Source organism: Bacillus sp. K2I17 (genome assembly GCF_002209985.1).
Taxonomy (GTDB): Bacteria; Bacillota; Bacilli; order Bacillales; family Bacillaceae_G; genus Bacillus_A; species Bacillus_A wiedmannii.
In genome coordinates this window covers 1-20345 of the sequence record NZ_NJGF01000037.1, presented here as the reverse complement: position 1 = coordinate 20345, position 20345 = coordinate 1, and the positions used below count along the sequence as shown (strand labels likewise).

Below are 20345 nucleotides of genomic sequence, written 5' to 3'. Positions count from 1 at the left end.
TTGTAGAAACGCTGATATATTCGAGGAATCGCCGATATAATTGTAGAATCACTGATATAATTTCATATACCTAAAAAAAGAAACAGGAAGCCCTGTTTCTTTTTTAATATTGCATTTTCGAGTTTTCTCCAGCCGTTGTTCCGGCAATTCTACCAGTAACGAGAGCAGATGTAATATTATAGCCGCCAGTATAACCATGAATATCAAGAACTTCTCCGCAGAAATATACGCCGTTCGTGAATTTAGAAGACATTTCTTTCGGGTTAATTTCTTTAACGGATACACCGCCGCCAGTAACGAATGCTTTTTCAATTGACTGCGTACCATTTACATTCACAGTAAACTCTTTAAAGTCTTTCACAAGTGCACGAATTTTCTCGTGAGAAACTTGTCCAGCTTGTTCGCTGCCATCAATTTCATTCTTTTCTAATAAGAATAGGAAGTAACGTTCAGGAACATAACCTTTTAATACATTTTTAATCCCTTTTTTCGGATCTTCTTTCATTTGTTTCAGCATGCGCTGGAATAGTTGTTCACTATTTTCTTCTGGCAATGCATCGATACTCATTTGAATCGTATTTGTTTTAAACTTTTTCAGTGCTTTCACGACGAATTGGCTACAACGAAGAGCGGCAGGACCAGATAGGCCGAAATGAGTGAAGAGCATGTCCATTTTGTGAGAAATGATAGCTTTTCCTTTCGGGTTTAATACGCTTAAGTTAACATCGCGTAAAGCAAGACCTTGTAAGGAGCGATCACGAATAAATGGTTCGTTTGAAAGGATTGGTACTTCTGTTGGGAATAGCTCTGTAATTGTATGCCCAGCTTTTTCAGCCCAAGCGTATCCGTCTCCAGTAGAGCCAGTTTGAGGAACGGATTTTCCGCCAACAGCGATAACGACATGATTCGTTTCTAACACTTCGCCAGTTTGCAGTACGACTGCTTTCGTTTGACCGTTCTCATATTCAATTGTTTCAACGGGTGTATTCGTACGGATTTTTACACCTAAGTCTTTTAATCGTGTTAAAAGTGCGTCTACTACTGATTGTGCTTTATTTGATACAGGGAACATGCGACCATGATCTTCTTCTTTTAGTTGCACGCCAAGCTTTTCGAAGAATGTAATAATATCTTCATTATTGAAAATAGAAAAAGCGCTGTATAAGAAGCGACCGTTTCCTGGTATATGTTTAACGATCTCATCAAGTGGTAGACGGTTCGTTACGTTACAACGACCACCACCAGAAATCGCAAGTTTACGCCCTAGTTTATTTCCTTTATCAAGAAGTAAGACACTTGCGCCTTCTTCTGCAGCACCGATTGCAGCCATTAGCCCAGAAGGCCCGCCGCCGATGACAATAACATCATAATGCATAATATATCGACCTCATTTTCTACATTTCCTGCCTAAAAGAATAGCATGTTTTCCCTTAAAAGAAAAATAGAGTGAAGTACTGCTTAAGGAGAGAATTGTGGTACAATACAAAAGTTAGAGTTCAGCACTATCCTGCTATTTGTGGGCAATAAGACAAAAACCTTAAGATGTAAGAGAAATAAAAAGGGAATTTGGTAGCCCATAAATGCTCGAATAGTTCAACTAATAATCAGTGGGGAAGAACACCCACACTGATTAAAGTTTCACTTTATGTAGATGTAGGAGGATTTTTGTATGTCCGATTCGAAATTTCTGCGCGGAACGCTTATTGTTACGTTAGGGACATTTTTAGTAAAGTTCTTAGGCATGATTTACGTCTTTCCGTTTCATGCATTAGTAGGTACAGAAGGCGGAACGCTCTATACATATGGATACATTCCATATACGATCTTTTTAAGTATTGCAACGGCAGGGGTGCCGCTTGCTGTTTCCAAATTTGTTTCCAAATATAATGCGCTTGGCGATTATAAAACGAGCCGGAGAATGTTCCGTTCGGGAATGGTTATGATGATAGTAACAGGAGTTCTTTCGTTCCTAGTTCTATACATGACAGCGCCACTGTTTGCAGAAGCAATGCTTGGTAAACAAAGTATACACAGTAATGTAGAAGAAGTTACGACGATTATTCGTCTTGTAAGTTTTGCACTTATTGTTGTACCAGCAGCGAGTTTAATTCGTGGTTATTTCCAAGGTCACCAATCGATGGGACCGACTACTGTTTCGCAAATTATTGAACAAATTATTCGTATCGTCTTTTTATTAGCGGGTAGTTTTATCGTTATTAAAGTACTTGGCGGTACAGTTGCAACAGCAGTTGGGGTAGCGACATTTGCTGCGTTCGTTTCAGCAGTTGGAGCGCTCGGTGTACTCATTTGGTACTGGTTAAAACGTAAAAAACATTTGGATCAATATTTAATTGAACAAACTGTACCAGAATCGACAGTGAGTACGGTTCAATTATTTAAAGAATTATTTGCATATGCGATTCCTTACGTTGTAATTGGGTTAACAATTCCTTTATATCAACAAATTGATACATTGACATTTAACTCAATTATGCAAGCGATTGGCCAAGGTGATATCGCAGAGCGAGCGCTTGGTATTTTCACAATGTGGACGCATAAATTAATTATGATTCCTGTATCGCTTGCAACAGCGTTTAGTTTAACGCTTGTACCAGCGATTACAAAATCATTTACTGAAAAACAATACCGCTATTTAAAGTTACAAATTACACAAACATTCCAGGCAAATATGTTCTTAACATTGCCAGCAGTTGTCGGTATTTCAACACTTGCATATCCAATTTATACTGCGTTCTATGACTCAGATCCACTAGGTGGACAAGTATTAATGTGGTATGCACCGGTTGCGTTGTTATTCGCTTTATTTACAGTAACAGCAGCAATTCTGCAAGGGATCAATCAACAAAAACATGCGATTGTCGCGCTTATTATGGGTGTTATTTTGAAATTCGTATGTAACGTAATCTTTATTCGTTATTTCGGTACAGTTGGAGCGATTTTAGCAACTGCAGTCGGATTCTTAGCTTCCGTATGGTATACGAATCGACAAATCAAAAAACATGTACACTATTCATTTGGTGTTGTATATAAGAGAACTTTCCAAATTGCAGTATTAACACTTGTAATGGTCATTGCTGTAAAGTTATCACAATGGACTCTGTCCTTCATGATCTCACCTGATGGCCGAATGGGTGCTCTTATTACAGTTGTGGTTTGTGCAGGTATTGGTGGTCTTGTGTATGGATTGTTAGCAATTCGCACAGGAGTACTTGAACGAGTATTTGGCGGAGAAGCGTTAGAGAAAATCCAACGTAAACTTGGCAATAGATTCAAAATAAAGTTGAAATCAAAAGGGGCGTAATTACGTCCCCTTTTCTATGATAAACAAAGAAGGTGAAAAACGTGAGATTAGATAAATTATTAGCAAATATGGGATATGGAAGTAGAAAAGAAGTAAAGAAATTATTGAAAGACGGCGTTGTAAAAATTGATGGAACGCCAGTGAAAGATGCGAAGGTTCATGTAAATGTAGAAGAGCAAGAAGTTATGATTCACGGAGAAGTTGTGGAATATAAAGAGTTTGTTTATTTAATGTTGCATAAACCACAAGGCGTTATTTCAGCGACAGAAGATGATAATCATGAAACGGTAATAGATTTATTAGAGTTAGAAGATGCAATCTTTGATCCGTTCCCAGTTGGACGACTTGATATTGATACGGAAGGTTTCTTATTGATAACAAATGACGGGAAGTTATCACATCAATTGTTATCTCCGAAAAAGCATGTGCCGAAAAAATATTATGCACACGTTGCAGGAGTAGTAACAGAAGAGGATGTAAAAGAGTTTGCTAAAGGTGTTATTTTAGATGATGGCTATGAAACAAAGCCAGGTGCACTTACAATATTAAAAAGCGATGAGATTTCTGAAATCGAGCTTGTAATTACAGAAGGAAAGTTCCATCAAGTGAAGCGTATGTTTGAAGCGGTAGGGAAAAAAGTAGTCTACCTAAAGAGAACAGAGATGGGACCATTAGTATTAGATGAAGAGCTAGAACTTGGACAATACCGAGAGCTATCAGATGAAGAAGTAGAAATGTTAAAAACATATCAAGTAGATACTGAAAAATAGTGCTGTTTTTGGCGCAGAAAAGACCCCTTTCTAACGAATTAGAAAGGGGTATGTATTTATTTACATACAATTATTTGTTCATTATGAGGTCATTCTCACTTTCTTTCCTGTTGTTGTCCACTTACCGCGGCAAGGGCTATACACGAGTTCATTAAACTGCAACACATTTAGATCACGTTGTATCGTTCGCGGTGTGATCCCGAACTCATCTACAAGGTCTTTCGTCGTTACCGTTCCGTTTTCATTGATGTACATATAAATTGATTTAATGCGTGTTAGCATACGAGTAGTTGTAGGTTTCAAGAGAAAACCACTCCTCTACTAGTTTTTTTGACCCCATTCAGGAAAGAAGGTCGTTACTACCATTGTACTCTACATGATAAAATTCATGCTTTAATCTACTTAAATTTTACAGAAATTTAACAAATATTCATATAGAAAAATATTGGTAGTTGACATTGTATATATGGTCAGTCAACTAACACATAAAATTCTACGTAAAACGCCAAATTCCTGCAAATTTTTTTAGAAAAATAAAAGAAAAACTAATAAGAAATATCTGAAATGTTACAATTGTTAGGTATTTGAGTTTCGTATATGGCATAAGAGATTTCGGTTTGTTATGATGAAAGAAACAATATAGTGAAGGATGGATGCGTGATGTCAGCGATTAATTGGACAGAAGAAGTTGCAAAACGAAAAGATGATTTAATTCGTGATACACAACAATTTTTACAAATTAAAAGTGTATGGGAAGAAGAATCAGCGAAAGAGGGCGCACCATTCGGTGAAGGTGTAGAAAAAGCTTTATCTTTCATGTTACATAAAGGAGAAACTGAAGGTTTTGCTTCTAAAAATTTAGAAGGGTATGCAGGTCATCTTGAAATGGGACAAGGAGAAGAGTTAGTAGGTATTCTTTGTCACGTTGATGTTGTACCAGAAGGAGATGGCTGGACGACTCCCGCATATAGTGCAGATATTCGCGATGGAAAGATTTTTGCACGTGGTGCAATTGACGATAAAGGCCCAACGATGGCAGCTTATTATGCGATGAAAATTGTGAAAGAATTGGGTTTGTCTCTTTCAAAACGCGTTCGCATGATTTTAGGAACAGATGAGGAAAGCAATTGGAAATGTGTAGATCACTACTTTAAAAACGAAGAAATGCCAACAATCGGTTTTGCGCCAGACGCAGATTTTCCAATTATTAATGCAGAAAAAGGAATTTCTGATATACAAGTTGTGCAAAGTGGTAGTGAAGAGAAGAAAGGTACATATGAACTTGTTTCATTTGAATCAGGTCGCCGTTTAAATATGGTTCCTGATTTTGCGGAAGCGACTATTACAGGAGAAGATGTAAATACACTTACAGTAGCATATGAAGAGTATTTACAAACTGCTAAAAAAATAGGTGAAGCAATTGTAGAAGGTAATACGGTGACGTTGCAAATCAAAGGGATTTCAGCTCACGGATCTACTCCAGAGAAGGGTGAGAATGCAGGTTTATTACTGGCAAACTTCTTAACTACAGTTGCTCTTGATGGAAAAGGGGCTTCGTTTGCATCGTTTGTAACAGAAACATTTACAGGAGATATTTTAGGAGAGAAAGCTGGGATTTCTTATAAAGACGATATTAGCGGACCGTTAACTGTGAATGTTGGTCGCCTTTCTTATACGAAAGAGAATGGTGGTAATTTAGGATTAAATGTACGTTACCCGGTTACGACTAACTTTGACGAAATGATTGCAAAGTTAAAAGAATACGTTGGTAATCATGGATTTAAAGTGGCGGATTATTCAAACTCTCGCCCGCATCACGTTGATAAAGACCACGTGTTAATTCGTACGTTGCAACGCGTATATGAAGAACAAACAGGTGAAAAAGCAGAGCTATTAGCAATCGGCGGCGGTACTTACGCTCGTTCATTGAAAGCTGGCGTTGCGTTTGGTCCGTTGTTCCCTGGAAAAGAAGAACTTGCGCATCAAAAAGACGAGTACATTGAAATTGAAGACTTATTAAAAGCAACAGCAATTTACGCGCAAGCAATTCATGAATTAGCGAAGTAATGGATATATAAATAAGGAGAGGCCGTCCCGATACATATTTTGGGACGGTTTTCTGTTACGTATAGGTTGCTTTTCTTATCGTATTTAGTTGTTAAGTCGATATAATTTCATTTATCCCGCATTAACGGGCAGTAAGCCCCCCACTTTAAAATTTAGCGAAAGCGAAGAAGTTAGGTGGGGATCAACTGCCCGTAAAAGCCCGATTGGTGAGGGCTAATAATCAGTAGGGGATGGACAAAACCCCCACTGATTAAAGTTTCACTTTATTAACGCGACCCTAACTTGGTTAGACTTGTAGGGAAGTTTGATTCTATTTAATTGAATGAGATAAGAAAGAAAAGCAACAATAGAAAGAAGGAGAAGATGTACATGGAGCCGCATTATTTTGTCGCGATTACGTTACCGAATCATATAAAAGAAGTGCTGTCTAACTATAAAGAGGAAATGCAGGAGGAATTACCATTTCGTTCATGGGTACATAAAGAAGACTACCATATTACCCTTTCATTTTTAGGTAGTGCAACAGAGGAACAATTAGAAGGAATAAAGAATGGATTACAAACCCTTACAGAAACGCAAGAACTATCGTTCACATTACAAGGATTTTCTACGTTCGGTATGGAAGATAGGCCGCGTATTTTTTGGTCGAAGGTAAGCGAGAATTACGATTTGCTTCAATTACAAAAGCAAGTGCACGCTATGTGTGAAGGGAATGGATTTTCTTTAGAAGCGCGCCCGTATCATCCGCATATTACTGTTGCTCGTAAATGGGTAGGAGAAGAGAAGTTTGATTTAGAACATATAAAGGAAGTACCTGAAATATCATTTCAAGCGGATACGATTACTTTATACGAATCTCACGTGAAGGAGACACCGAAGTATAAAGCGATTGCTGAAATAAAATTACAAAAATAGAATGTATGAAAACGTTTTTTATACAGGTGAATATACTATAGAGAATAATGAGTTACTGTATAGGGCTTCAATGATAAGAAAAGTCTTATCATTTGCAGCTCGTTTCATCCCTCTATTTGCGGGCAGTAAGACTCCTACCTCAAAATTAGGATCAAGCAAAGAAGTTAGGTGGGAGATCAACTGCCCATAAAGGCCCAATTGGTGAAGGCTAATAATCAGTGGGGTAAAGCTTTCCCGCTGATTAAAGTTTCACTTTATTTTAACTTTAAGAATGATGGTGATTTTTTTATGTTGAAAGTAAAACGTCCATTTGATGCCTATTTAGATGAAATGAATAAAATTACAATTTTGCTCCCACATGCGTATGGAACAAGCCGGACATTTCGTTTGCAAGAAGGAAGTAACGTGAAAGATTTACCGATTGCTCATACAATTGCGCTTCCGGATGCAACGAAGTATGAGTGCTTTATAGAAGAGCCGCTAGATGTGGGGAAGTATTATACAGTACGAGATGAACGGAATGAAGAAACAGATTTACAAATAGGTGCTGTCATAAGAACAGCGATTTTCGATGAAAAGTATTATTACGAAGGTACAGATTTAGGTGCTGTTTATCAAAAAGAAGCAACGACATTTAAAGTATGGGCTCCAACTGCGAGGCTTGCGAAAGTAAGGATTTATAAAAGTGATAAAGAATATACCGATCATGAAATGTATAGAGGAGAAAGTGGGGTTTGGACTCATACATTACAAGGTAATTTAGCTGGAGAAAAGTATACATTTCTTGTTTGTATTAATTTAATATGGAATGAAGCAGTGGATCCTTACGCAAAGTCAGTGACTGTAAATGGGAAGTACGGCGTTGTTATCGATTTGGAAAAGACAAATGTAACAAGACGAGAGCAATTACCACCATTACACGCAATGACAGATGCCATACTGTATGAACTGCATATTCGTGATGCCACTATTCATAAGGGCAGTGGAGTGAGTAAAAAAGGAACATATAAAGGGCTAATGGAAGAAGGGACAACAGGGCGAAATGGGACGTTAACAGGCTTGTCTCATATAAAAGATTTGGGTGTTACACATGTTGAATTATTGCCTTTATATTGTTTCGGTGGTGTAGATGAGGCGAATCCTTCTTCTGCATATAATTGGGGTTACAATCCATTATATTACAATGCGCCTACGGGATTTTATGCTACAAACCCTTCTGACCCGTATAACAGGATAGTAGAGTGTAAGCAACTAATTGAAACATTTCATGAGCACGGCATTAGGGTGATTATAGATGTTGTATACAATCATGTGTATGAAAGAGAGCTATCATCATTTGAAAAGCTTGTCCCAGGATATTATTTTCGTCATGGTGAAGATGGTATGCCTTCTAATGGGACGGGAGTCGGGAATGATATAGCATCTGAACGGAAAATGATGAGGAAATTTATTGTAGAGTCTATTTTATATTGGCTTACTGAATACAATGTTGATGGATTCCGATTCGACTTAATGGGAATTTTAGATGTTGATACAATGAATATAATAGAAAAAGAAGTACGAAACATAAAGCGAGATGCATTGTTATTAGGAGAAGGGTGGGAGCTACAAACACCACTTCCTCTAGAGGAAAAAGCAACGTTAAATAACGCAAAGAAAATGCCGCATATTGCGCAATTTAATGATCAATTTCGTGATGGGATAAAAGGGAGTACCTTTCATATAAATAAGCGTGGTTTTGCATTTGGTGGGCATGTAGACTGTAATCATTTGCAGTATATAGCATCGGGAAGTCTTTTGAGTATGAAAGAAACAGGTCTGTTTCTAGAGCCTGTGCAAAGCATTAACTATGTAGAATGTCATGACAATATGACGATGTGGGATAAACTAATGCGGAGTAATGAAGAACCAGAAGAGATTTTGAAAAAACGTCACCTTCTAGCGAGCGCAATGGTGATTCTTTCGCAAGGCATCCCTTTCTTACATGCTGGGCAAGAGTTTTATCGTACGAAGCAAGGAAATGAAAATAGTTATAATGCAAATGATGAAATTAATCAATTAGATTGGGATCAAAAAGAGGAAGAGATAGAGACCGTTAACTATATAAAAGGTTTAATTGCGATTCGCAAAGAGCACAGAGCATTCCGATTACAAAACGCAGACCTTATAAAAAAGCACATGACTTTTTTGCAAACATCTCCAGAAGTACTTGCATATCACCTAGAGCATGCAGAATCATTTGGACCGTGGAAAGAGATTATAGTTTTATTTAATAGCGGTTTAGAAGCTAAAACGGTGCAACTTCCGAAAGAAGAAACGTGGCATGTGTTAGTAAACGAAAAGCAAGCGAAAATAGAGCCAATTTCTTCATTTAGAGGAAAGGAACTTAGGCTCGCTCCGATTAGCACGTATATATTGACGATAATGTGACAAATCGCTACTTGACGATGAGAATGTAATAAATGTAGAATTGACAAAGGTGACGATTTTGATAAGTTGTCATTCTATGACAGGTTTTGTAAAATAAAATAGAGAGTTTTTGGCTTATGCCAAGTTTTCTTTTCATTTACAGTAAAATATATGAATCCACAACATATGTAGAAATGTTGCGGTTTTTCTTTTCATAACTATAAAAGATAAGGATTTGTTAACGGGTAATGAATATGGAATGGTTGGAACAATTATTAGGAAAAGAGTGGAGTCTTGTACCGGCTGGTGGAGTAACGGGCGATGCGTATATTGCGCAAAACGGACAACAGAAGTTATTTTTAAAGCGGAATACATCGCCCTTTTTAGCGGTATTGTCAGCAGAAGGAATTGTTCCAAAATTACTTTGGACAAGAAGGGTAACGAACGGTGATGTAATTTCTGCTCAAAAATGGCTTCCGGGACAGAAGCTAGAGCCAGAGGATATGAAACTAGAACGTGTTGCGAAACTTTTGAAGAAAATACACTCTTCTAAAGCGCTTGTACAGATGATTCAAAGACTTGGGAAGCAGCCGCTTCACGCACAAGAGTTATTACAACAACTGCAACTGGTTTTAAGAGGAGATATAAGGGATGATGAAACAATTCAGCAAGGCCTTCAATATTTAATGGATTCATTAAAAGATATTGAATACAATGAATTCGTTGTATGCCATTGTGATGTGAACCATAACAACTGGCTATTGTCGGATGAAGATGAGTTGTTTTTAATTGATTGGGATGGAGCTGTAATTGCTGACCCAGCTCTAGACCTCGGTATGTTATTATATTGGTACATTCCGCGCCACGAATGGAGCGAGTGGCTCAAATATTATGATATTGAAATGGATGAATCGCTGCTTAGGCGTATGAGATGGTATGTAATAGCACAAACGATTTTGTCTATGCAATGGCACACAACAAAAAAACAGCAAGCAGAAGCTGAATATTGGCATCAATATTTACAGCAACTACTTGCTTCAGAGTAATACTTAAGAAAAATTGTCCATTCCAGCAATCCACTGAGTAAGTTGTTCTTGATTATTGGAAATGTGGTTGTCCAAATTAGAGGAAGATTTACCCGATTGACTATAAGAATATACATCGTTTAGCATTGCTTTAGCGTCACTACTTATACTATCGTTTGCGAGTAACGATTGAATGAGACGCTCTAATTGCTCGCATTCAGAAACTGTCCCGCAACAATCACTTTGGTGATTGACTAAAATATCTTTCAGCACTTCTAATTGATGTTGTTGATTAATTGGCATGAACGGATCATCCTTTCGATTGTTTTTCTCTTCAAATGTACGAGAAAAAGCTGTTTCGTCATGGAATGTTTAATGCTGTATGTAGTTTTTATCAAAATGGTACATCTTATACTTGAAAGAAACGGACCGAGTGCTCGTACGTACTTGGTTTTTTGTTTGGGAGATTGATTAAAACAGAGAGAAGGAATTATTCCTTTAAAATAGCTATGTAAAGAGAGGGAGACATCTATGCGTTTAAGACATAAACCATATGCAATGGATCGAATTAATGAGTATTCACATATCGTAATTGGAAACCCAGAGGAGCGCGCTGGTAACTGGAAAGAAGTATTTGGAAATGAGCAACCAATTCATATTGAAGTAGGTACAGGTCGTGGCCGCTTTATGTACGATATGGCAAAAGCAAACCCACATATTAATTATATTGGAATTGAAAAATTCACAAGTGTTGTTGTAGATGCACTTGATAAATTAATTGAAGAAGAAGTACCGAACTTAAAGTTAATTAATAAAGATGCTGAAGATTTAACAGTTTTCTTTGCAAAAGGTGAGATTGACCGCGTTTATTTAAACTTCTCAGACCCATGGCCGAAGAATCGTCATACGAAGCGTCGTCTAACGTATAAAACATTTTTACGCAATTATGAAGAAGTGTTAGTAGAAGGCGGAGAAATTCATTTCAAAACAGATAACCAAGGTTTATTTGAATACTCTCTAATGAGTATGGCTGAGTATGGTATGTTATTAACTTACCTGAGCCTAGATCTTCATAATAGTGATTATGAAGGAAACATTATGACAGAATACGAAGAGAAATTCTCAAGTAAAGGTCATCGTATTTACCGAGTTGAAGCAAAATATCGCACAGAGCCTATGCAGTAATGCATAGGTTTTTTTTGTAACTAAAATAATCGGAATTTTATGTTAATATTGAAAGGAAAGGGGGATGAAAAATGGAACAGTTACAAATTGGAGATATAAAAGTGACGTGGCTAAAAGGCGGGAACACACATTTAGATGGGGGAGCAATGTTTGGTGTTGTACCGAAAGTGCTTTGGTCACGTAAATATAAACATAATGATACAAATCATATTTATTTACGAACAGATCCGTTACTTTTGCAAACGAAAGACGGTAATATGCTCATTGATTCCGGAATAGGAAACGGTAAATTGAATGAGAAGATGAAGCGAAATCAAGGTGTAACAGAAGAGTCATCGGTTTATAAATCATTAGAAAAACTAGATTTAAAACCTGAAGATATTCAGTATGTCTTAATGACACACCTGCATTTTGATCATGCATCTGGTTTAACGAAATGGGAAGGTGATCACCTTGTACCATCGTTTCCGAATGCGAAAGTTTACGTAAGCGAAACAGAATGGAATGAAATGAGGAACCCAAATATCAGGTCGCGTAATACATATTGGAAGGAAAATTGGGAGCCGATTGTAGATCAAGTTGTTACATTCCAGCAAGAAATAGAAATTACGGATGAAATAAAAATGGCGCATACAGGTGGTCATAGTGATGGACATGCAGTTATTGCTTTAGAAAGCAAAGGTGAAACGATGATTCATTTAGCAGACCTATTGCCGACGCACGCACATCAAAATGTACTATGGGTGATGGCCTACGATGATTATCCAATGACATCAATTGAAAATAAGAAAAAGTGGATGGAGTACGGCGCTGAAAACGATGCTTGGTTTACGTTTTATCATGACGCGTATTACCGTGCAGTAAAGTGGAATAAGGAAGGACATATTGTAGAAAAGATAGAGCGGAAAACGAGTGTAGAAGCATAAAAATAGGAGGTTGTTCCAGAATATTTGCTGGAGCAGCCTCCTATTTAGATATGCTATATAAATAATGAAGCATATCTCCATTATAATATTTAGTCATGAATTCTTTTTCTTTAATCATACCAAGCTTCTTAGCAACTTTTTGTGAAGCAATATTGTCATGTTTAATCATTGAATAGACTTTTGATAGTCCTAATTCATTAAAAGCATATTCTTTAATGCTTTTAGTAATTTCACTTGCGTAACCTTTATGCCAAAACTCTTTTTTTAACAAATATCCAATTTCTATGACCTGTTCAACATCGGTATCCTGCATACTTAAACCGGCATTCCCTATAAATTCATCAGTTTCTTTTAGATACATCCCCCATAAGCCAAACCCAAAATCTTTATATCGTTTTATATTTTTATCTAACCAGGATTGGACATCAGCATCAGAAAAATTGTGCTCATAAGCATACATTACATCTGGATCTTGCAACATCATTTTTAAATCATCAAAATCATCTTGTCGCATTTCCTTTAGGCATAAGTATTCGGTTTCTAATATCATCTAACATCGATACTCCTTTTATTTCTTTCACAATTAAAAAATAAGAGGTTCACCTAATGGGAACCCTCCTTTTTATGCTGCTATAACCTCTAAAACAGTACCTGTTTTAGCATCAACTAAAAATTCAAATCGTTCTTGTATATCATCTAACATTGTTGTAAGACCGCCACGATAAACTTCGTATGCGACATCATATTTTTCAAATGCCTCTGGAACCATATGTACCCAAGAGCCAGTAATTTCACCTTTATGACTTAATGCTTGTTTCACCATTTTCAATGCTTTTTCTGAAGAAATATGGGATTGTTCTTGTACTTTGTTTGCAACAAGATAACCAGCTGCGAACCCAACGCCAAGACCTGCTACTAAACCTTTCCAGCTCATATATTCACCTCAATTCTATAAAATAAAAATAGTGTACCAATAATAATTATAAAGCAAATACAGTTAAAAAAGAAGAAACTAGAAACATTTCGAAAATTTCGTTACAATAAAAGAGGTATTCTACTAAGGTTTGAAAGAAGGGGACTTCGTGAATAAAGAGACATTACAATTATTTCGTACGTTAACAGAATTACAAGGTGCATCAGGTTTCGAACATGATGTACGCCGTTTTATGAAGCAAGAATTAAGCAAATATGCGGATGAAATTGTGCAAGACGGTTTAGGTAGCGTATTTGGTCTGAAAAAAGGGGACGAAACTGGCCCACGTGTTCTTGTAGCAGGTCATATGGATGAAGTAGGTTTCATGGTTACGCAAATTACGAAAAACGGGATGCTTCGTTTTCAAACGTTAGGCGGCTGGTGGAGTCAAGTGTTATTAGCGCAACGTGTACAAGTTATGACGAAGAATGGTCCTGTTATTGGGGTTGTTGGTTCTATTCCTCCTCATTTATTAAGTGACGCGCAACGTGCAAAACCGATGGATATAAAAAATATGTTAATTGATATAGGTGCAGATAGCTACGAAGATGCGATTGAGATTGGTGTAAAACCAGGACAACAAATCGTGCCAATCTGTCCGTTTACGCCGATGGCAAATGAAAAGAAAATTATGGCGAAAGCTTGGGACAACCGTTATGGATGTGGCCTTGCAATCGAATTATTAAAAGAATTAAAAGATGAAACATTACCAAACACATTATACTCTGGTGCGACTGTACAAGAAGAAGTTGGTCTTCGCGGTGCACAAACTGCTGCAAATATGATTCAACCAGACATTTTCTATGCGCTTGATGCAAGTCCAGCAAACGATGCATCTGGTGATAAAACGCAGTTCGGTCAATTAGGAAAAGGTGCTCTTCTTCGTATTTACGACCGTACAATGGTAACACATAGAGGAATGCGCGAATTCATTTTAGATACAGCAGAAACACACAACATTCCGTACCAATACTTTATTTCACAAGGTGGTACAGATGCGGGCCGTGTACATACAAGTAACTCAGGTATCCCATCAGCAGTAATTGGTGTTTGCGCACGTTACATTCATACACATGCTTCTATTTTACATGTTGATGATTATGCGGCAGCAAAAGAACTCATTACGAAGCTTGTAAGAGCAACGGATAAAACGACGTTAGAGACAATTAAGAATAACGCGTAGAGGAGAAGGGCGAAAAACCCTTCTTTTTTTAGGTTGAATAGATGCCCCAGCGGTGTGTGGTGGCGGTTAGTGCTTAATAGGTGCTCGAATGGTGTATTAAGACCGTGGGTAGGAAGAAAGAAGAAGCCTGTTTTTTTGTTTAGGACCAATAATATTGCGGAAAGCCATCTTCTTTTATAGGTAAAAGGGATTCCACTGTGGTGTGTGATAGTGGTTGGTACTTAATTTGTGCCGAAGCGGATATTGGATGGAACAAAATGATGAATTTTTATAGAGGTGAACGAAATGAAAGTAGTAGTTGGATCGAAGAATAAAACGAAAGTTGGTGCTGTGGAGAAGGTTTGGAAAGATGCTACAATTACATCTATTTCTGTTCCTTCAGGGGTAGCAAATCAGCCGTTTACAGATGAAGAGACGATGCAAGGAGCGGTTAATAGAGCGAAGCGAGCGCTACAAGAAGGAGAAGCTCAAATTGGTATTGGATTAGAAGGTGGCGTAATGAAAACGGAGCACGGTTTATTTATGTGTAACTGGGGCGCGCTAGCAACAAATACCGGTAAAACATTCGTTGCAGGCGGTGCACGTATTAAGTTACCAGATGATTTTTTAGCACCTCTTGAAGATGGCAAGGAGTTAAGTGAAGTGATGGAAGAGTTTGTACAAAGAAAAGATATTCGTAGTCACGAAGGTGCTATCGGTATTTTTACAGATGATTATGTCGACCGCACGGAATTATTTGTACATGTTGTTAAGTTACTTGTTGGGCAATATAAGTATGACGAAAAGCAAGCATAAACCTTGCACCATGCGCGATGTATGGTAGTATAAAAGAAAGATTATAACATGAAAAAATGCACTCGTTAGAGGAGGAAATATAGATGAAATCATTAGAAAGCATGGAGCAATTCCAACAATTGAAAAATGAAGAGAATGTAGTCTTTATGTTCTCAGCAGAATGGTGCCCAGACTGCCGTTTTGTAGACCCGTTTATGCCAGAAGTAGAAGAGAAATATAGTGATTTCTCATTTTACTATGTAGATCGTGATGAGTTTATTGATCTATGCGTAAAATTAGACGTATTTGGCATTCCGAGCTTTGTAGCGTACAATAAGGGTGAAGAAACAGGTCGCTATGTAAACAAAGATCGTAAAACACAAGAGCAAATCGAAGAGTTCATTGAAGGTTTAAAATAAGGCAATTTGCCAATTGAATTGTAAAACAACCTCTACCTTCGCGGGGGAGGTTATTTTTTTGGAAGGGAGGAAAAAGAGATGAAGATGACAAGTAAAAAGATGAAAGACGAGTTAATGAAGAAATTATCTCGCCCAGAATGGGACTTTCAGTATGATAGCGAGAAAGAAGTTCTACGTATAGAACAGAAAGACTCGAAAAAAGGTATTAACGTATCGCTTCCAGGAGTTGTGGCAAAATGGGAAGTGAATAAAGAAAAAGCAATTGAAGAGGTTGCTTATTACGTACAAGAAGCGTTAATTGCGATGCATAAAGAAGAAAATAGCGCAGCGAAAATTTTACCTGTTATTCGCTCTACTTCTTTCCCGAAACAAGCAGAAGAAGGAAATCCGTTTATTATGACGGATCATACGGCGGAAACACGTATTTACTACGCGTTAGATTCGAATAAAACGTATCGACTCATTGATGAGCGTCTATTACAAAAATTAGAACTTACAGAGCAACAAGTGCGTGAGATGGCATTATTCAACGCTCGCTCATTAGGTTATGAATTTAAACAAGAAACAGTAGCAGGGAATACATTCTACTTTTTAAACACAAATGATGGGTATGATGCGACGCGTATTTTAAACGAATCGTTACTACAATCGATGCGTGAAAAGATTTCTGGTGACATGGTTGTTGCTGTTCCTCACCAAGATGTATTAATTATTGCTGATATCGTCAACGAAATCGGTTATGATATTATTGCACAAATGACAATGAAATTTTTTGCCGAAGGGCATGTTCCGATTACATCACTTTCATTCGTATATGAAGATGGAGACTTCGAGCCAATCTTTATTTTAGCGAAGAATCGGAAGAAGACAGACGGAAAAGAGAAAGGATGAACGAAGTGAACGTTTTTTACAACCTTGAAGGAATTGGTGACACTCTAATTGTTGCCTTACAAGATATTACTTTAGAGAACCGTACTTTTGATCGCAAAGGAGATGTTGCACGCGTATACGATCGTGAAAGCGATGTAACAGCAGGATTCAACATCTTTAATGCGTCTTCTTACTTAGAAGTAAAAGAAACAGGTAACCTAACATTAACGAAAGAATTTGTAGAAAAAATCAACGGGATTTTAGCGAAGAACGGCTTTGAAGAAACAGTAGAAGCAGATCTTTCTCCAAAATTTGTTGTAGGCTATGTAGCTGAAAAAGAGAAGCATCCAAATGCTGATAAGCTAAACATTTGTAAAGTAGAAATCGGTACAGAAACATTACAAATCGTATGTGGCGCACCGAACGTTGATGCAGGACAAAAAGTTGTCGTTGCAAAAATCGGCGCTGTAATGCCAAGCGGTATGTTAATTAAACCAGCTGAACTTCGCGGTGTTCCTTCTTCTGGAATGATTTGTTCAGCACGTGAATTAGAGCTTCCAAATGCTCCACAAGAAAAAGGTATTCTTGTATTAGAAGATAGCTTTGAAGTTGGACAAGAGTTCAAATTTTAATTGATGTAAGAAAAGAGAGGTTGTCCTTTTGGACAGCCTCTCTTTTCTGTTGAATCATTGATATATTGCGAGTTGTGACAGATATATTCAAAAAATCGTTCATATGATAAGGATGTCACCTTTTTTCTCAAAAACTATATTGTATTTTATAAACAAACTAGTTAAAATTTAGAAAAATAGAAGGGGATAGACGTATGAAACAACAACTAAAAATCGCAGAACTTCTGAAACGAATTGAAACTTCAAAACAGCAAGATATCGAACTAGGTTCCTATGAAATATATGTGTTTAGCGAAAATGAATTAGAAAAAGGACAAATCGGTTATCGATATGATAAACATAAAAATTCATTAATAAGTGAAGAACATGGAAAATGGAAAGAAGAATGGATTGTTATCGGATATGAAACAGATATGGGGGATCCGATTTTCGTAAATGTGGCTGATGGTGCGTATTTAGTTTATACGGCAGAGCGTGGTACAGAAACATGGCAACCCGTTCATATTGGAAATATGGATGAGATTATAAAACAATTATAAAAAACTTTGAGACCGGTGCAAAGTGATGGGAGAAACACATGAAGTATATAAAAATAATGAGCATGATTGTATTCATTGGAATATATATGGGAGGTTGTTCGCAAGAAGAGCCGAAAAAAGAAGTAACATCTTCTATGCAGGAAAAAAAACAAGATAACAGGGAAGACGCACCGGTAGAAAAGCAGCAAGAAGAACAAGAAAAGAAAGAAGAACCGCAAGCAGTTCAAACGAATGAGCAAGTGGAGCAGAAGCAGGAGGAAGTGCCGGCCGAGGAAAAGAAAGAGGAAGTTACGCCAGCGCAGCCAACAGAGCAACCGCTGCAAAATAATGAACAAAAAGTAGAGAGTAATGAAAAACAAGGAAAGTTTCTTGTTGTTATTGATCCGGGGCATCAACAAAAAGCAAATTTAAATTTGGAGCCAATCGGGCCAGGAGCAACGACGCAAAAATATAAAGTGACAGATGGTACAACTGGTGTTGTGACGAAAAAAAGAGAGGCTGTTCTTGTATTAGAAATGGCTTCCGTATTAAAAGAAAAGTTAGAAGCAAAGGGAATACAAGTATTAATGACGAGAACGTCACAAGATGTGGATATAAGTAATAAAGAACGCGCGACATTTGCGAATGATCATAAGGCGAATTTATTTTTACGTCTTCATGCAGATGGCTCTGAAAATCCGAATCAAAGTGGATTTGCTGTATTAACGCCGGCAGAAGGAAGTCCGTACACGAAAGAGATTTATGCTGAAAGTCTTCAAATCTCTCAAACGATTGTAAATAAAATGAGAGAGAATCATCAAGTGAAAGTAAATGGAATTAAATTCAGGGATGACCTTTCTGGATTTAATTGGGCAAAGGTTCCTGGCGTACTATTAGAACTTGGATTTATGTCAAATTCTGAAGAAGATAAAAAATTATCTGACCCACAGTATGTAAATTCTTTATTGCAAAGTGTAACGGATAGTGTAGATGAGTATCGGAAGAGTAAAGCTTAAACGCAGTCTTACATGGAAGGCTGCGTTTTTCCATATGAAAACACTCGTAAATTAGAATGTTATGGATAAATATGACATGCTTAATTTTACCTGCACTTTTTGCCGAATGCTGATACAATAAAGGATGTTACTATTTAGTAGAAAGAGTGGTAAGCATGTTAGATTGGATGAAAAAGCTGTTTAACAAAGAGGAAGAACAAACAGCGATAAATAAAGAAGTACCAAAGCAAATCGAAAGTCAGCCGAAGATCCCTCGTGTAAACCACTACACTGAAGCAAGAGAAGCACAAATGGCAAGTCGGAATGCAGGTAAATGCCGTTTTCCATTAGTACCGGATAATGGGTTCGATGAAGAGGATGTTATAGCAACAGGGCATTTTGAAGAACAACCTGTTCAAGTTGTAACATATGAAAATCAGCCTACTCAAAGAGGGGTCAAAGTGGAAAGAAGTAGACGACAGTATGTGGAAAAAGTAGTTTCTACATATGAAGAGCCGGCAGTACAATATGAACCGGAGAGAGAGCCTGTCGTAAAGAAAGCATCTGCACCTTCGCAAGAAAGTAACCGTAGACCATTTCGTCCAACAGAAATGATCTCGCCAATTTACGGATATAATCGTCCTTCTGTAGAGAAAAAGGTAGAAAAGCAGGAGGAAAAAAAGGAAAGAGAAGATCTTGAAATATCTGTAGAGGGCAAATCAGTCGTTGATGCATGGTTAGAGAAAAAAGGATATACATTATCTGATTTCTCAGAAGGACAAGCAACGAATTCTTCCAGTCATGAAGGTGTTGATCAGCGAGATCAACAAAGTAAAAAGGAAGAAAAGTCAGTTGTCGATCAATGGCTAGAGAAAAACGGTTATGAAATTGAACGCCAAGAGCCTATAGTAGAAGAAAAAGAAGTGGTTCAAGAAATTAGTGCACAGCAGGCAGTTCCAGCGGGTGAAGTACCTCATCAAACAATTGCTGAGCGTATGGAAGATGCTAAGCAAGAAAGTGATGTAGTGGTCAAAAACATTCTACAAACAGAATTAGTAGATTCTAAAGTAGAGCACGAGGATACAATATTATCAGAAGAAACTAAACGTAATACAGAAATAGAACAACCTACTATTGAAGTAGAAAAGCAAGCTCCAGAAGAATCAGTGATTGTCAAAGCAGAAGAAAAACTTGAAGAAACAATCATCGTGGAAATACCAGAAGAAGTGGGAGTAATTGCAGAAGCGGAAATACCAGAAGAAGTGGAAGTAATTGCAGAAACAGAAGAGTCAGAAGAAGTGGAAGTAATTGCAGAAACAGAAGAGTCAGAAGAAGTGGAAGTAATTGCAGAAGCAGAAGAGC

The 20345-nt window shown here is 37.4% G+C and carries 20 protein-coding genes and 1 pseudogene; 16 read left to right on the top strand and 5 right to left on the bottom strand.

The features are described 5' to 3' along the window. Positions 1 to 103: 103 nt before the first annotated feature. Positions 104 to 1375: an NAD(P)/FAD-dependent oxidoreductase gene (locus CER22_RS25760; protein WP_088609959.1), complete on the bottom strand. Its 1272-nt coding sequence runs from the start codon at positions 1373 to 1375 to the stop codon at positions 104 to 106. A gap of 294 nt (positions 1376 to 1669) precedes the next feature. On the opposite strand from CER22_RS25760, the gene CER22_RS25755 reads away from it, so the two are divergent. Together CER22_RS25755 and CER22_RS25750 are read left to right on the top strand one after the other, a co-directional pair. Further along, positions 1670 to 3322: a putative polysaccharide biosynthesis protein gene (locus tag CER22_RS25755; protein WP_001284033.1), complete on the top strand. Its 1653-nt coding sequence runs from the start codon at positions 1670 to 1672 to the stop codon at positions 3320 to 3322. Between the two features lie 41 nt (positions 3323 to 3363). After that, positions 3364 to 4092, top strand: coding sequence for a pseudouridine synthase (locus CER22_RS25750; RefSeq protein WP_001234944.1), 729 nt, complete (start codon positions 3364 to 3366; stop codon positions 4090 to 4092). Positions 4093 to 4173: 81 nt separating this feature from the next. On the opposite strand, the gene CER22_RS25745 is transcribed toward CER22_RS25750, so the two are convergent. After that, complete coding sequence (locus CER22_RS25745) at positions 4174 to 4395, bottom strand: DeoR family transcriptional regulator (protein WP_000805512.1); 222 nt, start codon at positions 4393 to 4395, stop codon at positions 4174 to 4176. Between the two features lie 357 nt (positions 4396 to 4752). Here CER22_RS25745 and pepV point away from each other — a divergent pair, with 357 nt between their 5' ends. The 4 genes from pepV to CER22_RS25720 all read left to right on the top strand — a co-directional run bounded on the left by pepV (position 4753) and on the right by CER22_RS25720 (position 10529). Beyond that, entirely contained in the window at positions 4753 to 6159 is a 1407-nt protein-coding gene (gene pepV / locus CER22_RS25740; RefSeq protein ID WP_088609958.1) for a dipeptidase PepV, read from the top strand. A 369-nt stretch (positions 6160 to 6528) separates the two neighbouring features. Beyond that, positions 6529 to 7074, top strand: coding sequence for an RNA 2',3'-cyclic phosphodiesterase (gene thpR / locus CER22_RS25735; protein ID WP_088609957.1), 546 nt, complete (start codon positions 6529 to 6531; stop codon positions 7072 to 7074). Positions 7075 to 7362: 288 nt separating this feature from the next. Continuing rightward, positions 7363 to 9504 carry a type I pullulanase gene (gene pulA, locus CER22_RS25725; protein WP_088609968.1) on the top strand — a complete coding sequence of 714 codons (2142 nt, stop codon included), beginning with the start codon at positions 7363 to 7365 and terminating at the stop codon, positions 9502 to 9504. A 227-nt stretch (positions 9505 to 9731) separates the two neighbouring features. After that, positions 9732 to 10529, top strand: coding sequence for a phosphotransferase family protein (locus CER22_RS25720; RefSeq protein ID WP_087984845.1), 798 nt, complete (start codon positions 9732 to 9734; stop codon positions 10527 to 10529). Between the two features lie 3 nt (positions 10530 to 10532). Here CER22_RS25720 and CER22_RS25715 read toward each other — a convergent pair whose 3' ends face one another. Beyond that, the gene (locus tag CER22_RS25715; protein WP_001122236.1) at positions 10533 to 10811 is read right to left on the bottom strand and encodes a YtzH-like family protein; all 279 of its coding nucleotides are present in this window, start codon (positions 10809 to 10811) and stop codon (positions 10533 to 10535) included. Positions 10812 to 11039: 228 nt separating this feature from the next. Between CER22_RS25715 and trmB the strand changes: the two genes are divergently transcribed. Both trmB and CER22_RS25705 read left to right on the top strand, forming a co-directional pair. Next, positions 11040 to 11693 (top strand): tRNA (guanosine(46)-N7)-methyltransferase TrmB, encoded by a 654-nt coding sequence (trmB, locus tag CER22_RS25710; protein WP_001239384.1) that lies wholly within the window; start codon positions 11040 to 11042, stop codon positions 11691 to 11693. Positions 11694 to 11764: 71 nt separating this feature from the next. Further along, on the top strand, positions 11765 to 12619 hold the full coding sequence (locus CER22_RS25705) for a YtnP family quorum-quenching lactonase (protein WP_075311122.1): 855 nt from the start codon (positions 11765 to 11767) through the stop codon (positions 12617 to 12619). A 40-nt stretch (positions 12620 to 12659) separates the two neighbouring features. On the opposite strand, the gene CER22_RS25700 is transcribed toward CER22_RS25705, so the two are convergent. Both CER22_RS25700 and CER22_RS25695 read right to left on the bottom strand, forming a co-directional pair. Beyond that, positions 12660 to 13169 (bottom strand): GNAT family N-acetyltransferase, encoded by a 510-nt coding sequence (locus CER22_RS25700; RefSeq protein ID WP_088609956.1) that lies wholly within the window; start codon positions 13167 to 13169, stop codon positions 12660 to 12662. 72 nt (positions 13170 to 13241) lie between these two features. After that, positions 13242 to 13553 carry a PepSY domain-containing protein gene (locus CER22_RS25695; RefSeq protein ID WP_048540743.1) on the bottom strand — a complete coding sequence of 104 codons (312 nt, stop codon included), beginning with the start codon at positions 13551 to 13553 and terminating at the stop codon, positions 13242 to 13244. Positions 13554 to 13701: 148 nt separating this feature from the next. Here CER22_RS25695 and CER22_RS25690 point away from each other — a divergent pair, with 148 nt between their 5' ends. The 8 genes and pseudogenes from CER22_RS25690 to CER22_RS25655 all read left to right on the top strand — a co-directional run. Beyond that, entirely contained in the window at positions 13702 to 14775 is a 1074-nt protein-coding gene (locus CER22_RS25690; protein WP_001031515.1) for a M42 family metallopeptidase, read from the top strand. A 285-nt stretch (positions 14776 to 15060) separates the two neighbouring features. Continuing rightward, entirely contained in the window at positions 15061 to 15570 is a 510-nt protein-coding gene (locus CER22_RS25685; RefSeq protein WP_088609955.1) for a DUF84 family protein, read from the top strand. Positions 15571 to 15653: 83 nt separating this feature from the next. Then, entirely contained in the window at positions 15654 to 15968 is a 315-nt protein-coding gene (locus CER22_RS25680) for a thioredoxin family protein (RefSeq protein WP_000838193.1), read from the top strand. A gap of 78 nt (positions 15969 to 16046) precedes the next feature. Continuing rightward, positions 16047 to 16859: a DUF1444 domain-containing protein gene (locus CER22_RS25675; RefSeq protein WP_000784602.1), complete on the top strand. Its 813-nt coding sequence runs from the start codon at positions 16047 to 16049 to the stop codon at positions 16857 to 16859. Beyond that, the gene (gene ytpR / locus CER22_RS25670) at positions 16856 to 17470 is read left to right on the top strand and encodes a YtpR family tRNA-binding protein (protein ID WP_088609954.1); all 615 of its coding nucleotides are present in this window, start codon (positions 16856 to 16858) and stop codon (positions 17468 to 17470) included. Before CER22_RS25675 ends, ytpR begins: the two co-directional genes overlap by 4 nt. Positions 17471 to 17664: 194 nt before the next feature. After that, a complete protein-coding gene (locus tag CER22_RS25665; protein ID WP_087984841.1) occupies positions 17665 to 18009 on the top strand; it encodes a thiamine transporter in 345 nt (114 codons plus the stop codon). Positions 18010 to 18047: 38 nt separating this feature from the next. Next, positions 18048 to 19004 carry an N-acetylmuramoyl-L-alanine amidase gene (locus CER22_RS25660; RefSeq protein ID WP_142293567.1) on the top strand — a complete coding sequence of 319 codons (957 nt, stop codon included), beginning with the start codon at positions 18048 to 18050 and terminating at the stop codon, positions 19002 to 19004. A 155-nt stretch (positions 19005 to 19159) separates the two neighbouring features. Further along, a pseudogene (locus CER22_RS25655) lies at positions 19160 to 20345 on the top strand (DNA translocase FtsK); the annotation flags it as partial.

What these genes read in the sequence shown, in the direction of transcription:
- CER22_RS25760 (WP_088609959.1), bottom strand. Translation starts at nt 1,375, where the DNA reads ATGCATTATGATGTTATTGTCATCGGCGGCGGGCCTTCTGGGCTAATG.
- CER22_RS25755 (WP_001284033.1), top strand. Translation starts at nt 1,670, where the DNA reads ATGTCCGATTCGAAATTTCTGCGCGGAACGCTTATTGTTACGTTAGGG.
- pepV (WP_088609958.1), top strand. Translation starts at nt 4,753, where the DNA reads ATGTCAGCGATTAATTGGACAGAAGAAGTTGCAAAACGAAAAGATGAT.
- thpR (WP_088609957.1), top strand. Translation starts at nt 6,529, where the DNA reads ATGGAGCCGCATTATTTTGTCGCGATTACGTTACCGAATCATATAAAA.
- pulA (WP_088609968.1), top strand. Translation starts at nt 7,363, where the DNA reads ATGTTGAAAGTAAAACGTCCATTTGATGCCTATTTAGATGAAATGAAT.
- CER22_RS25720 (WP_087984845.1), top strand. Translation starts at nt 9,732, where the DNA reads ATGAATATGGAATGGTTGGAACAATTATTAGGAAAAGAGTGGAGTCTT.
- CER22_RS25715 (WP_001122236.1), bottom strand. Translation starts at nt 10,811, where the DNA reads ATGCCAATTAATCAACAACATCAATTAGAAGTGCTGAAAGATATTTTA.
- trmB (WP_001239384.1), top strand. Translation starts at nt 11,040, where the DNA reads ATGCGTTTAAGACATAAACCATATGCAATGGATCGAATTAATGAGTAT.
- CER22_RS25705 (WP_075311122.1), top strand. Translation starts at nt 11,765, where the DNA reads ATGGAACAGTTACAAATTGGAGATATAAAAGTGACGTGGCTAAAAGGC.
- CER22_RS25700 (WP_088609956.1), bottom strand. Translation starts at nt 13,169, where the DNA reads ATGATATTAGAAACCGAATACTTATGCCTAAAGGAAATGCGACAAGAT.
- CER22_RS25695 (WP_048540743.1), bottom strand. Translation starts at nt 13,553, where the DNA reads ATGAGCTGGAAAGGTTTAGTAGCAGGTCTTGGCGTTGGGTTCGCAGCT.
- CER22_RS25685 (WP_088609955.1), top strand. Translation starts at nt 15,061, where the DNA reads ATGAAAGTAGTAGTTGGATCGAAGAATAAAACGAAAGTTGGTGCTGTG.
- CER22_RS25680 (WP_000838193.1), top strand. Translation starts at nt 15,654, where the DNA reads ATGAAATCATTAGAAAGCATGGAGCAATTCCAACAATTGAAAAATGAA.
- CER22_RS25675 (WP_000784602.1), top strand. Translation starts at nt 16,047, where the DNA reads ATGAAGATGACAAGTAAAAAGATGAAAGACGAGTTAATGAAGAAATTA.
- ytpR (WP_088609954.1), top strand. Translation starts at nt 16,856, where the DNA reads ATGAACGAAGTGAACGTTTTTTACAACCTTGAAGGAATTGGTGACACT.
- CER22_RS25665 (WP_087984841.1), top strand. Translation starts at nt 17,665, where the DNA reads ATGAAACAACAACTAAAAATCGCAGAACTTCTGAAACGAATTGAAACT.
- CER22_RS25660 (WP_142293567.1), top strand. Translation starts at nt 18,048, where the DNA reads ATGAAGTATATAAAAATAATGAGCATGATTGTATTCATTGGAATATAT.